Raw genomic sequence first — 13507 nt, 5'->3', positions numbered from 1 at the left:
ACAGCTGCCCGCGCGTCTCCCAGACACGAAACTTAGCAGCTTTCGCGCCGGATGCCTCGAGCCTGTTCGGCAATCGCCGGTTTCCCACACCTGCCGGCCTTGCGCTAGAAATGCCGGTAGGAGCCCGACCCGAGTTCGGTGAGCGCCGGATGGTCGCCCCGAACCGCAACGCCCTCCCCCGACCTGACCCGACCGATCGCGGTGGCGCCAACGCCCTGCGCCGCGGCGGCCGCAAGGAAAGTGTCGAGCTTGTCCCGAGGAATGGACAGGGCCAACTCGTAGTCATCACCACCGGTCAGGGCAACCGCGAGAAGACGCGGGTCGGCAGACACCGCGGCCTTCGCCGCCGTCGAAAGCGGCACGCGGTCGGCGTCGATCTCTATGGCGACGCCGGAGGCGGCGGCCATCTTGCCGAGATCGCCGACGAGGCCGTCGGAAATATCCATTCCGCCGGACGCGCAGTCGGCCACCGCCGACGCCAGGGCGCCACGCGGCTGGGGCAGCAGGTAACGATCGAGTAGATGGCCGCGATGCTCGGCAGAGAGCCCTAGCCGGTCCGAGAGCGCCGGATCGAGACGCAACGAAAGGCCAAGGGCGGCGTCGCCGATGGTGCCGGTCACCACAATGATCTCTTCGACCTGCGCGCCGCCACGCCTGACCATTCCCCCTTGCCTGACCTCGCCGATTGCCGTCACCGACAGCGTCAGGCCGGCCGGAGAGCGCACCGTATCGCCGCCATAAAGAGAGATTCCGTAGGTCGCCTGATCGGCGGCAAGACCGGCGCCCAGGGCGTCGATTTGCTCTCCCGTAAAATCCTTCGGAAGGCCGAGGGCGAGAAGATAGCCGACCGGCGCCGCGCCTTTTGCCGCGAGATCGGAGAGGTTGACGCGCAATGCCTTGCGCGCCACCGCGTCCCAAGCATCATCGGCAAAGAAATGAACGCCGCTCACCACCTCGTCCTTGGTCAGCACGAGGTCGAGGCCGGGACGGGGGCGGTAGAAGGCAGCGTCGTCGGTGAGCCCCAGGGCGCCATCGGCCGCAAGCGGCGCAAAGACCCGAGCGATCAGTTCGAACTCGCCAAGGCCGTCCGCCGCCGTCATGTCAGCCCCCCTCTTTGGGGAACTCGTCCGGACGGATTTCGTGGGCGATACGGTCGAGCACGCCATTGACGAGACGGGGTTCGTCGTCCTCGAAGAAGGCGCGGGCAACGTCGATATACTCGGAAATGATGACCCGGCCCGGTACGTCGCCACGCTTCAGGAGCTCGTAGGTGCCGCAGCGCAGGATAGCGCGAAGCGTCGCATCGACGCGCTTCAGCGGCCAGTCCTCGACCAGCGCGGTATGCACCATGGGATCAACCGTCCGCTGGTCGGCGACGACACCGCCGACGATATCGCGGAACCAGCCGGCATCCGCCTGCCGATACTCGAAACCGTCGAGTTCCTTACCCAAACGGAAGGCCTCGAACTCATGCACGACTTCCATGAGGTCGCCGCCGCCGATCTCGAGTTGGTAAAGCGCCTGCACGGCGGCAAGGCGGGCGGCGCCGCGCTGGTTGGCCGGACGCGGCTCGGATCGGGTGCCGGATCGGTCGTCGTTCATGGTCCCAATGTCTCCCAGGCGGCAGGATCGACCGGCATTGCACCCGGGCTCACATCCGCGCTGAATCGTCGTTTCGAAACGCCACCACGCTCCGGGGAGAGCGGCGCGTAAGGCGCCGCCAGTCGGCGGCTGGTCCTGATAAAGCTGTGGCGGCGCAAAGACCACGGAACGGCCGGTTTGTCCAGCGGAAAACGGCACTTCGCTCCCCCTCGGCTTCAGGCGAGTCCCTTTTCCTTCTTCCACCGCCGCAACCGCTTGCGGGCGTTGTCGAAGGGCGAGGACGTGTTGAGCTGGATCATGCGGCCGAGCGTGTAGGTCTCGTACCAAGGTTTGCCGTAGAGGTCTTCGTTTCCGGTCTTCTCGATGGCGGTGAGGATGCGATCCTTGGTCGAGGCGAAGCGGTCGAGCAGAGCCGGATAGGTCAGATCCGCATGGTCGGCATAGAACTTCTGCGCCAGTCGACCGAGCTCGTTCCACTTGTAGCCGGTCTCAGGGAAATCCACCTGTTGGCCCGCGTTTCGGCCGGCATGCCATTTCAGCACCAGCTCCCCCCAGCCGACGAGATAGGCAGTGAGATCATGCACGCTCATGACCGTGTGTCTGGCATGCCCTTCGAGCGTCCGCTCGCGACTGAGCGCCTCGGGTACACCATCCAGATCGGTACGAAGTTTCAGGTAGTTGCCGCGAATAGCCTCGACGAGTTCGGTCTTGTTTGTGGGAACGGCCACGACTTTTCCTTATAATCACAGCCAACAGGTTACCCGCCCCTATCGGCGCTATCGGTTTTCTGGCAGAGCAACGGGCAACTTCCGAAACGACGGACAGGCCATGCCGATCGACTATATCCTCAATGCCTTCGCGACACTTTTCGTCACCATCGATCCGGTGGGCCTTGCGCCGCTCGTCTTGGCGCTGACCGCAGGCGCTCGCCCCGAGATGCGCAAGGCCATGGCCGTGCGCGCCTCGGTCATCGCCTTTCTGGTGCTGATCGCCTTCGCCTTCGTTGGCGCCGGCATCCTGACCTTCCTCGGCATCTCGATGCCGGCCTTCCGCATTGCCGGCGGTCTTCTCTTGTTCTGGATCGCCTTCGAGATGGTGTTCGAGAAGCCAAAGTCGGGCACCAATGACAAAGGCGGCCATGCCGACGTCGCCGTCGGTCATCCGCAGCCGATCGGCGAGGATATCCGTCACCTCGCCGTCTTCCCGATCGCCATCCCCTTCCTCGCCGGCCCAGGCGCCATATCGGCCACCATTCTGCTGGCGGCGGACGCGCACGATGCGCTGACCATGGCGACGCTGGTGCTGATCATCGCCGCGATCATCGCCCTGTCTTTCGCGATCTTCCTCGCCGCCGACCGCATCGACCGCTACCTCGGCGACACCGGCCGCAACGTGCTGACGCGGCTTCTCGGCGTCCTGCTCGCCTCGCTCGCCGTTCAGTTCGTCGCCGACGGCATCAAGGCGATCATGGCGTGAGTTTTCGTCCGCCGGGTGAAGAACCCGACGGAGAGAACATCACGTCTTGCCAGGCGGAAACTTACTTCTTGGCGAAAGCGGCAGCGACGGCGGCGCGAATTGCCTTGTCCTGCTCGGCCGTGAGCTTCGCACGCGACGGCGCATCGAAACTGTCGCCCTCGAGCTGAGCCATCGCGGCCACCGAGGCCTTGCGGCATTTGTCGATCATGGAGTTTCGGTCGATGCCTTCGACGCGGTACTGGGTGTTGACGCAGTAATCGAGGAGCTTGCGCGACAGAGTGTCGCGGGAAATCGTGTCGGCGCTTGCCGGCAACGCGCTCACCAGACCGACGGCAAGCGCAACGGCGGCAACAGAACCGGAAACAACCCGCATCATGGCCTCATTCGGAAAGAATCGTCGGGCCGCGCCACGCGGCTCCAGAACGGCGATTTCATAGAGCATTTTCCGATTGGATGGAATCACCTCAATGCAAAGGAAACGCCTCGAATGCGGATCTTGGGTTTGCCCTTCCGCGTCACAGCTTCCTCAGCCAGACCTTGGTATCGTGAAAGGCAGCACCGCCAAAGGGAGCGATTTCGTCCGCCCCGGTCAGCGTGTTGATCCCTGCCCCGCCTTTGTGCGCCCGGTTCGCCCAGATGCCCTCGGCCACAACAACACCGCTCCGTAGCCCCTCGAAGAGTTCGGCGTGAAGCTCGACCCGGCCACGATGGTTGCCGATTACAACCGCGTCGCCCTGGGCGATCCCGAGCCGAGCCGCCTCATCCGGCCGCACCTTCAGCGTCGGCCGCCCTTCGCGGACCGAGGACGTCGCCGTCTCGCCGAACGAAGTGTTGAGGAAGTTGCGCGCCGGCGCGGTAACGAGACGGAAGGGGTGCGTCTCGTCGGCCTCCTCGACCACCGGCCAGTAGTCGGGCAGTGACGGCATTTCCCGCCACGGCCCCATGGGTCCGACATTGGACGACTTGACGTTGGCCCAATCCGGCTTGAAGCGGAACTTGCCGTCGGGATAGGCGAAGCCTTTCACATAATGCGCCGTCTCGAAGTCCGGCTGCATGTCGAGAAAGCGCTTCTCCTCTAGGTCGGCCAGAGTTCCGAGGCCGGAGTGGCGAAGCATCCAGTCGACATGCTCGCGCGCCGTCATGTGGAAGCCTGGATGCTCGGCGCCGAGGCGCCTCGCCAGCTCGTTGACGACATAGACGTTCTCTCGCGGCCCTTCCGGCGGTTCGACGAGCTTCGGCCCGAACAGGATGCTCTGCTGCCCGCCGGCCTTGTAGATGTCGTCGTGCTCCAGGAACATGGTGGCCGGCAGCACGATGTCGGCCATCTTGGCCGTGTCGGTAATGAACTGCTCGTGGACGCAGACGAACAGGTCGTCGCGGAGGAAGCCGCGCCGCACCTTCTCCTGCTCGGGCGTCACCGTCATCGGGTTGCAGTTCTGGATGATCATCGCCTTGACCGGCGGCCCGCCCTTCAGCGCGCCCGCCTCGCCGACCAGCACCGGGCCGACGCGCGAGTGATCGAGGTGGCGAACGCTCTCGTCTTCCACATCGGTCCCCTCGACCATCGTCTTGTCGAGACGGAAGATCGCACCGTTGTTGTGAAAGGCTCCCGCCCCCTCGCGCTGCCAGAGCCCCAGCACCGTGGCGATCGACTGCGCCGCATGCATGGAGACGACGCCGTTGCGCGACCGGGTAAAGCCATAGCCGAGGCGGAAGAAGGTGCGCGGGGTCGTGCCGACCAATTTGCCGAACGCCTCGATATCGGTGACCGGGAGGCCGGTGATCGCCGCCGCCCACTCCGGCGTCCGCGACTTGAGATGCGCCTCCAGCTCGGCCGGCGCGTCGGCGTATCTTTCCATGTAGGCGCGGTCGGCATACCCGTCGCGGAAGGCAATGTGCATGACGGCGCAGGCGAGCGCAGCGTCGGATCCGGGCCTCAGCACGAGGCCGAGATCGGCCTGCCGCACGGTCTCCGTTTCGTAGACGTCGACGGCGACGATCTTGGCGCCTCGGCTCTTGCGGGCACGGATGGCGTGGGTCATCACGTTGACCTGCGTCGCCACGGCGTTGGTGCCCCAGATGACGATGCAATCGGACTGCGCCATCTCGCGCGGATCCGGTCCGGCAAGAAGACCGGTGCCAGCGATCCAGCCCGTCCAGGCCGGCGTCACGCAAATGGTGTCGTGGCTGCGTGAGTATTTCTTGACGTGCCGCAGCCGCTCGAGGCTGTCGCGCTGCACGAGACCCATGGTGCCGGCATACTTGTAGGGCAGGACGCTTTCGGCGCCAAACTCTCGCTCGGCGGTCAGAAAGGCATCGGCGACGCGGTCGAGTGCTTCTTCCCAGGAGATTTCCTGAAACTTGCCTTCACCCTTGGCGCCCACGTTGAGCAGCGGCGCCTTGAGGCGATCGGGATGGTAGAGCCGTTCGGCATAGCGGCCGACCTTGGCGCAGATGACGCCGGCCGTGTAGCTGTTGTCGGGCGAACCACGCAGCCGGCCAATGCGGCCGTCCGGCATCATCTCGACATCGAGCGCGCAGGTCGACGGGCAGTCGTGCGGACAGGCGGAATGGGCGAAACCGGGGCGAAGCGTGACGTTCATTCAGAAGAAGTCCGGTGGAAAGTGGACTGCCACGTTACAGATTCCGATAACCGAGGTCGCGCTTTTTTTTAATCCACGTCCTCAGGTTCTCTCCGGATCACAGCCAATGCGTGAGCCTGACTGGCCCAGAAGGCATAAGCGAGAACACCTATGACACCGCGACATTGCAGCTGTATCTAGTGAGCACGTTAAGTGTGCCTCCCATTTCCGCACCTTTTGCTCGAAACAGCGGCAAGCCGACAGTCGATTTTCTTTACAAGCACTGAACCTTGCGAGAAATGACAACTAAAATGGCACGCAGTTGCCGGAACTATGTGCAATCTCGGCCAATTAACCGAAGATAAACTCCTGCCAAACAACAACTCAACTTCCTATTGCGAGATTAGCCGGCCGTTAAGCAACCAAAAGTCTAATGTGCACGAAACAAGCAGGGGAAATGGCATGTTGTTTCGTCCAAAGCCGGCTGGCTCGCGTCGCTCTCGTGGTGGGCTGTCCATCCGTCTCAAGGTTGCTTCGCTCTCGCTCGTCTGGCTCGCCGGGCTGATCGTGGTCTCCGGCACTGGAGGTTACGCCGTTGTCTCCATGCGCACGCTGGAGCAGACCTCCTCGGCCGCCACCGACCTGTCGCTTCTGTCGGAGCAGACACAGAGCCTCGCCAACAAGCTCGCCGCCAAGGAGCGGCTGTTCATGGTCGCCGCGACGCCCGATCGGGCGAACGAGATCGACAGCCTGATCGGTGAGACGCGCAAAACCATAGAGCACCTCCGCGAAGCGGCCGGAGCCGTTGGCGCGGCAACCGACGAAGCCGGTCAGCTCGGAGCGCTCTTCGACAAGATCTCCGAGCAGTTCGCCGAGGTGAAGAGCGGGCAGATCAAGTTGGGCTTCGGCAACGACAGCGGTATCCTGGGCGAGATGGAAGCCGCCTTTCAGGCGCTTCGTACCGATGTGAACAAGGCCACCAAGAGCGGCCAGAATCCCGACACCGTCCGCGTCGTCCAAGCCTTCGCCCAACTCAACCAGGCGCGAGCAGAGTTCATGTTGCGCCACGATGGACCGAGCTCGGGCGCGTTCGACGCAGCCGCCGGCCGGTTCAATCGGGAACTCGACAAGACACAGCTCGGCGCGGACACAAAGAATGCCCTCAAGGCGCGGCTAGAGGCCTACTCCGCCGCCTTCTCGTCCTATGTCGATCTCTACACATCCTGGGTGAAGGTCGCCGACCAGACGTCACTGTCCTTCGATCTCGCCGAACCGTTGACCAACGCCATCAAGGGCGCCGCCGAAGCGCTCAACGGATCGACGACGCAGGCCTTCACCAACGGCACCCGGTTTGCGTTGCGCCTCATCTATATCGTCGGACCGCTGACCCTGCTGGCCGGCGGCCTGATCAGTTGGCAGATCAGCCGATCGATCACAGGGCCGTTGGGCCGCATTCGTGCCACCATGGACGTTCTGTCGCGTGGCGAAGCGGCAACGGTTGGGGACACCGATCGCGCCGACGAGATCGGCGCCATGGCCCGGACACTTGCCGTCTTCCAGGACAATCAGGCCGAAAAGGCCCGCCTTGAGGACGAACAACGCCTCGACGCCGAGGAGCGCCATCGCCGCCAGCAAGCCTTCGAAACGGCGGTTCGCGACTTCCGCTCGGTGGCCGGCGAACTCACCCGCGCCGTCACCGAGACCATGGCCAGCATGCAAAGCGCCGCCGACGGACTGCTCGACGAGGCGGGACGCAGCCGGACACAGGCCGAAAGCGCATCAACCGCCTCGCGTGGCGCTTCGGAAAAGGTCACGGTCGTCGCCGGCGCCGCCGAGGAACTCGCGTCGTCGATCAGCGAGGTGGTCAGCCACGTCGGCCGCACGACCACCATCATCGGCAGCGCCACCGAGGGCGCGCGTCGCACCAACGAGCAGGTGGCCGGCCTCGCCGACGCCGCGAGCCGGGTCGGACAGGTGGTCACGCTGATCCGGTCGATTGCCGAACAGACCAACCTGCTGGCGCTGAACGCCACCATCGAGGCGGCACGCGCCGGCGAGGCCGGCAAGGGCTTCGCCGTCGTCGCCGCCGAGGTGAAGGGACTGTCCGACCAGACCTCCCGCGCGACCGAGCAGATCGCCGCGCAGATTTCCGAGATGCAGGCGTCGACGGCCGAGGCAGTGGAATCGATCCGCGCCATCGCCGCCACCATGGAGGAGGTCAACCGGGCGACGCTGGGCATCGCCTCGGCGGTGGAACAGCAGGAATCCTCCACCAACGAGATCAGCCGCAACGTCAGCGAAGCCTCCGGCAACACGGTCACCGTGTCCGAGAGCGTCGGCCATGTGGTCGAGGCGATCGGCAAGACCTCCGAAACCGCCCGCCATGTCGAGACCGCGGCCGCCCTGGTGCTGAACCAGACCCGCGACCTCGAAGCGGCGATCGACGAGTTCCTTGAGCGGGTCGCTGTGTAAACCTAGCCCATGTGACTTGCGCCAGGCTTGGCTGTCTTCGAACTGAAAAGGCCCGGATCGCTCCGGGCCTCTTGCGTCTTGAAGAACGGAAAGCCGCTCAGTCCTCGGCCAGCGCCCGCTTGACGTCAGGCGGCACGATCTCCGCCTTCACCATGGCCAGCGCCTCGTCGAGCGACATCGACTTCGGATGCTGCGAGCCGAGCGTGCGAACGTTGACCGACTTCTCCTCGGCCTCCTTGCGGCCGCAGACGAAGATCAGCGGGATCTTGGCCAGCGAATGCTCGCGGACCTTGTAGTTGATCTTCTCGTTGCGGAGGTCGATGTCGACGCGCACGCCGGCCTTCAAAAGCTTCTGGTAGACCTCCTTGGCATACTCGTCGGCTTCCGAGGTGATGGTGGTGACCATCACCTGCGCCGGGGCGAACCACAGCGGGAAGTGACCGGCGAAGTTCTCGATCAGGATGCCGAGGAAGCGCTCCATGGAACCGCAGATGGCGCGATGGATCATCACCGGCGTCTTCTTGCCGCCATCGGCATCGACATAAAACGCGCCAAACCGCTCCGGCAGGTTGAAGTCCACCTGCGTGGTGCCGCACTGCCACTCACGGCCGATGGCGTCACGCAAGGTGTACTCGAACTTCGGACCGTAGAAGGCGCCCTCGCCCGGATTGATGCCGGTCTTGATGCGACCGCCCGACTTCTCCGCGATCTCGCTGAGAACGCGGGTCATCACCTCCTCGGCGTGATCCCAAAGCTCGTCCGAGCCGACGCGCTTCTCCGGGCGGGTCGACAGCTTCACGGTGATTTCGTTGAAGCCGAAGTCCTCGTAGACCGACAGGATGAGCTCGTTGATCTTCAGGCACTCGGCAGCCATATCCGCTTCGGTGCAGAAGATGTGCGCATCGTCCTGCGTGAAGCCGCGCACCCGCATCAACCCGTGCATCGCGCCCGACGGCTCGTAGCGATGGACGGCGCCGAACTCGGCCAGGCGCATCGGCAAGTCGCGGTAGCTCTTGAGGCCGTGCTTGAAAATCTGGATGTGGCCAGGGCAGTTCATCGGCTTCAGCGCGAAGATCCGCTTGTCCTCGGCCTCATCGCCCGCCGACTGCACGGCGAACATGTTTTCCTTGTACCAGCCCCAGTGGCCGGAGGTCTCCCACAGCACCTTGTCGAGCACCTGCGGCGCGTTGACTTCCTGATAGTCGCCTTTCAGACGCCGCCGCATGTAGGCGGTCAACTCCTGGAACAGCGCCCAGCCCTTCTGGTGCCAGAAAACGACGCCCGGTCCCTCTTCCTGGAAATGGAAGAGATCCATCTCGCGGCCGAGGCGACGATGGTCGCGCTTCTCGGCTTCTTCCAGCATGGTGAGGTAGGCCTTGAGGTCCTCCTCGGTATGCCAGGCCGTGGCGTAGATTCGGGTCAGCATGTCACGATCGGAATCGCCGCGCCAATAGGCTCCGGCCACCTTCATCAGCTTGAAGGCATTGCCGATCTTGCCGGTAGAGGTCATGTGCGGGCCACGGCAGAGGTCCATCCACTCGCCCTGCGCGTACATCTTGATCTTCTGGTCGGCCGGAATGGCGTCGACCAGCTCGACCTTGAAGGCCTCGCCCTTCTTCTCGAACCAGTCCTTGGCCTCGTCGCGGCTCCAGACCTGCTTGGTGAACGGCTTGTCGCGGGCAATGATCTCCCGCATCTTCGCCTCGATCTTCGGCAGATCGTCGGTTGTGAACGGCCCTTCCGGGCGGAAGAAATCGTAATAGAAGCCGTTGTCGATCACCGGACCGATGGTCACTTGCGTGCCCGGAAAAAGCTCCTGCACCGCCTCGGCCATCACATGCGCCGCGTCATGGCGGATCAGCTCGAGGGCGCGCGGGTCGTCGCGCGTCACGATCTCGAGCCTGGCATCGGTAACGATGGGGTCGTTGAGGTCGGAGAGCACGCCATCGAGCGTCATGGCGACGGCTTTTTTCGACAGCGATTTGGAAATCTGGGCGGCGATCTCGGCGCCAGTTGTCCCCGGAGCATATTCGCGCTGCGAACCATCGGGGAAAGTCACGTGGATCATGGTCGGTCCTTTTCTCGCTCACTCCCGCAGACGAAGCGGGTAAGCGGCTTGCTTGAATGGCAAAGGCTTTACCGGCTCGAATGCCGGTTTGTCCAGTGCGCGACGCGCTTACGCTACGATCCGAAGCTGTTTGGAAGCTCGCTCTGGACGCTGGCCCGACAAGGCGCCGGAAGGAGATTTGGCAACGCCGCTAGAAATCCTGGTTCCTGAGGAGGTGCGCCGGGATGAGCAGGCCGGCGCCGATCGCCCCGAGCGTGAAGATCACCCGCAGGAGCGACTGTACAGCGACGATCAAGGTCGCCTCGGCATCCACGAGGTTGGGGGCCGTGACGGACAGGAAGCCGAGAAGCGCTTGCCCGAAGAAGGCTCCCGGCACCATCGGGATGCAGCCGGCAAGAGCGACCGCGTTGCAGGCGGGCCCAAGCTGCTTCCTGAGCGCCGACACGGAACAGCTCGTAACGATGGCAGCGGCGAAGGAAGCGCCTTCGAGGCTCCAGGCAAGATCCTGCCCTATCGTCCGCACGGCAAGCGCCAGGGCGCCGGCCGCCGCGCACCAGGGCAACGCCCTGAAGCCGAAGTTGAACAGCACGCCGAAGCCGGCGGCGGCGAGCGCTCCGAACACGGCCTGATGGAGAAGGTGCGGCAGGAGTTCGAACATCAGAGCGACCTCAGACCGAGCAAGGTTTCGGCAAACCAGACGCCGACCGAGGCGAACACCATGATCATCAGCACCCAGACGGCCCGGGCACTGCCCATGGTGGGATAACCGTCCATGATGTCGGTCTGGGCGTTGGTGGAGGGAACGCCGGGCACCAGCAACAGGATCGACGCCATCATGGCGAGGCTGACCGTGTCGCTCTTCAGCAGGATCGACCCGATACCGCCCAGCGTCGCCGCGAGAAAGGCGATGAGGCCGGCCACGATGAACACGTTCATGCCGTGGTGAAGCAACTGATGGCGGACATACTGTCCGACCGTGCCCGCGACAAGCACGGCTCCAAAGGCCAGCCAGTCGATGCCGAGCAGGCGACCGAAGGACGCACAGGCGATGCCGACGGCCAGCGCCACCACCCAGGCCGGATGGCGTGGAGTCTCCCGGACCAGGCGACCGATCTCGCCTTCCACCTCGTCAACGCTCATGCCACCGTGCGAGACCCGCACGGCGAGCTTGCGAACCGCCTGATCGAGACGGTGATTCACGCCGAGGCGACCAACCTGCATCATGCGCGTTATGGTGTTTCCGCCGGCGTGTACCGTGATTTCCAGCGAGGCATAGCCAGAGCGCATGCCGACGTCCTCGACGCCGAATCCCCGTGCGATCATGGTCACACCGCCATGGACGACGGACACCGACGCGCCGCACTCCATCATGATGCGCCCCGCCCTGAGCGCCATGTTGGCGATGCGCTCGAGCTCTCGATGGCGAACGATGACCGGGTCCTGCTGCTGTTCCATGTCGCCCCGTCGTCTGGTGGAGTGGCATCCCGTGATCGCCGCCGGGAAACGAAAAAGATACCCGGCGATCCCGCGTGACTCGAACGAACCTAAGGTGAAATATCAGGGCCGCGATGGCCCGGGCAAGCAGCCCTCCGGCGAGGTCCTGCTTTTTCTTGAGCCACCGACGCCGAAAAACGCGCCACACCTCGGTTTGCCAGTGAGGCCCATCCGGATGCGAGCGGCCGGGCAGAAAACCCCGTTTTCATCGGGTTCCGGGCCGGCAACGATACAGCTGAGAACCAGACGAGCCCGGTTCAGCTTGCTGAACGCGACCGAGGCTAACGGTCGATTGGCCTTTCGTCGTGCCTCGGTGCTTGCACAAAAGGCTTAGCTGTGCCAAGACCTATGATGAAAGGACTTGCTTGAAACGGAACGATTTCAGCAAGGCTTTTTCATGGCGGCCATGGCGCACGGGGGGAGACTGTGCACTGCGGCAGGCCAAAGCTGGGAGTCTGAGGCTGGACCTGATCGCCTTTCCGGAGCACATTTTCTGGAAAGTCACATCAGGACAATTAGGCGGGGATCGATCCAGGACTGACGTGCAGCCGGTATCCAGTAACTTCTGGTTGCATATATTCTTGCGCCACAAGAGTGATCGCAGAGATACGCACACTCCACCGCAGTGTAGTTGATCTACGACATGGCTTTTGTAGCGAAACCGCGTTAAACCGACAACCGATCCAAAAGGCGTAGTGACAAACTCACCATGCCGACGGGACCGGAAGAAGACGCCGAACATGGCGCGCAAACCGGTGGAAAGCAGGAAGCGTCTGGAACTGGGCCGTTACGAAACAACGAACGGGCGATGAAATAGCGACCAATGAAACCGATCGTCACGCTCACACTCAATCCATCCATCGATGACACGGCTGAGGCCGAGGTCGTCCGTCACACCCACAAGATTCGCATCACCAACGAGCAGCACGATCCCGGTGGTGGTGGCATCAACGTCACGCGCGTGGTCCAGGAGCTCGGCGGCAGCTCGATCGCCCTCTACATGTCGGGCGGGACCACCGGGCAAATGTTCGATGAATTGCTGGCGGCTCGCAATATTCCGCGCCGACGCATTCCGATCGCCCAATCCACCCGCGTCGCCCACCTCGTCTACGAGCGGTCGACCGGCCTCGAGTACCGCTTTATCCCGGAAGGCCCGGAAGTCAGCGAAATCGAGTGGAAACGCTGCCTCTACGCGCTCAAGGATCTGGAGTGGGACTGGTGCGTCGGTTCGGGCTCCCTGCCCCGCGGCATGCCGGAGAGCTTCTACGTCCAGCTCGCCGATCTGGTGATCGAGCGCGGCGGCAATCTCGTGCTCGACACATCGGGCAAGCCGCTCGAACTGGCGCTTGAGCGCGGTGGCATCACCCTGTTCAAGCCGTCCGAAGGCGAGTTCGCCAAGCTGGTCGGTCGCCCCCTCCCCACCGTTGACGACATGGTCCCGGCGGCCAAGGAGCTCATTGCATCCGGCAGGGTGAAAATGATCGCCATCACCATGGGCGGCGACGGAGCCTTGCTGGTCACGGCCGACAACCATCTCTTCCTGAAGGCGCCAGAAGTCGAGGTGAAGAGTGCGTCCGGCGCTGGCGACAGCTTCGTCGGCGGCATGGTCTACGGCCTCGCCTCCGGCCTCACTCCCGAAGATGCCTTCCGTCTTGGCGTTGCCTCCGGCACGGCCTCGGTGATGAGTCCCGGAACGCAGCTCTGCCAGAAGGCGGACGTCGATCGCATTCTCGAGGAACTCGGCGCTCACCAGAACAACTGGTAAGATCGCGGAAGGACCCAAGGTAAAGAGGAGCGGGCCAACCGGCCTGCT

General features: G+C 63.8%; 11 protein-coding genes. 3 read left to right on the top strand and 8 right to left on the bottom strand.

What is annotated here, in order from left to right:
- Positions 1 to 104: 104 nt before the first annotated feature.
- From thiL to M4J40_RS19885, 3 genes are all read right to left on the bottom strand, one after another.
- On the bottom strand, positions 105 to 1100 hold the full coding sequence (gene thiL, locus M4J40_RS19895; RefSeq protein WP_251756160.1) for a thiamine-phosphate kinase: 996 nt from the start codon (positions 1098 to 1100) through the stop codon (positions 105 to 107).
- A gap of 1 nt (position 1101) precedes the next feature.
- A complete protein-coding gene (gene nusB, locus M4J40_RS19890; protein ID WP_251756159.1) occupies positions 1102 to 1602 on the bottom strand; it encodes a transcription antitermination factor NusB in 501 nt (166 codons plus the stop codon).
- 215 nt (positions 1603 to 1817) lie between these two features.
- The gene (locus M4J40_RS19885) at positions 1818 to 2330 is read right to left on the bottom strand and encodes a ClbS/DfsB family four-helix bundle protein (RefSeq protein WP_251756158.1); all 513 of its coding nucleotides are present in this window, start codon (positions 2328 to 2330) and stop codon (positions 1818 to 1820) included.
- 100 nt (positions 2331 to 2430) lie between these two features.
- Between M4J40_RS19885 and M4J40_RS19880 the strand changes: the two genes are divergently transcribed.
- The gene (locus tag M4J40_RS19880; RefSeq protein WP_251756157.1) at positions 2431 to 3078 is read left to right on the top strand and encodes a MarC family protein; all 648 of its coding nucleotides are present in this window, start codon (positions 2431 to 2433) and stop codon (positions 3076 to 3078) included.
- Between the two features lie 61 nt (positions 3079 to 3139).
- Here M4J40_RS19880 and M4J40_RS19875 read toward each other — a convergent pair whose 3' ends face one another.
- Positions 3140 to 3454, bottom strand: a complete 315-nt coding sequence (locus M4J40_RS19875; RefSeq protein WP_251756156.1) for a hypothetical protein — start codon at positions 3452 to 3454, stop codon at positions 3140 to 3142.
- Positions 3455 to 3593: 139 nt separating this feature from the next.
- Entirely contained in the window at positions 3594 to 5681 is a 2088-nt protein-coding gene (locus M4J40_RS19870) for a molybdopterin oxidoreductase family protein (protein WP_251756155.1), read from the bottom strand.
- A gap of 441 nt (positions 5682 to 6122) precedes the next feature.
- Here M4J40_RS19870 and M4J40_RS19865 point away from each other — a divergent pair, with 441 nt between their 5' ends.
- A complete protein-coding gene (locus M4J40_RS19865; RefSeq protein ID WP_251756154.1) occupies positions 6123 to 8132 on the top strand; it encodes a methyl-accepting chemotaxis protein in 2010 nt (669 codons plus the stop codon).
- Positions 8133 to 8229: 97 nt separating this feature from the next.
- Here the strand turns inward: M4J40_RS19865 and thrS are convergent, their stop codons facing one another.
- The 3 genes from thrS to M4J40_RS19850 all read right to left on the bottom strand — a co-directional run bounded on the left by thrS (position 8230) and on the right by M4J40_RS19850 (position 11655).
- Positions 8230 to 10200, bottom strand: coding sequence for a threonine--tRNA ligase (gene thrS, locus M4J40_RS19860; RefSeq protein ID WP_251756153.1), 1971 nt, complete (start codon positions 10198 to 10200; stop codon positions 8230 to 8232).
- A 190-nt stretch (positions 10201 to 10390) separates the two neighbouring features.
- The gene (locus M4J40_RS19855) at positions 10391 to 10858 is read right to left on the bottom strand and encodes a threonine/serine exporter family protein (protein ID WP_251756152.1); all 468 of its coding nucleotides are present in this window, start codon (positions 10856 to 10858) and stop codon (positions 10391 to 10393) included.
- Positions 10858 to 11655, bottom strand: a complete 798-nt coding sequence (locus tag M4J40_RS19850; protein WP_251756151.1) for a threonine/serine exporter family protein — start codon at positions 11653 to 11655, stop codon at positions 10858 to 10860. Before M4J40_RS19850 ends, M4J40_RS19855 begins: the two co-directional genes overlap by 1 nt.
- Before the next feature lie 862 nt (positions 11656 to 12517).
- Here M4J40_RS19850 and M4J40_RS19845 point away from each other — a divergent pair.
- On the top strand, positions 12518 to 13459 hold the full coding sequence (locus M4J40_RS19845; RefSeq protein WP_251756150.1) for a 1-phosphofructokinase family hexose kinase: 942 nt from the start codon (positions 12518 to 12520) through the stop codon (positions 13457 to 13459).
- The last annotated feature ends 48 nt before the right edge of the window (positions 13460 to 13507 follow it).

It is taken from the genome of Pleomorphomonas sp. JP5 (assembly GCF_023721815.1).
Lineage (GTDB): Bacteria > Pseudomonadota > Alphaproteobacteria > Rhizobiales > Pleomorphomonadaceae > Pleomorphomonas.
The sequence above is the reverse complement of the archived record's forward strand: the minus strand, read 5'-3'. Positions and strand labels throughout refer to the sequence as shown.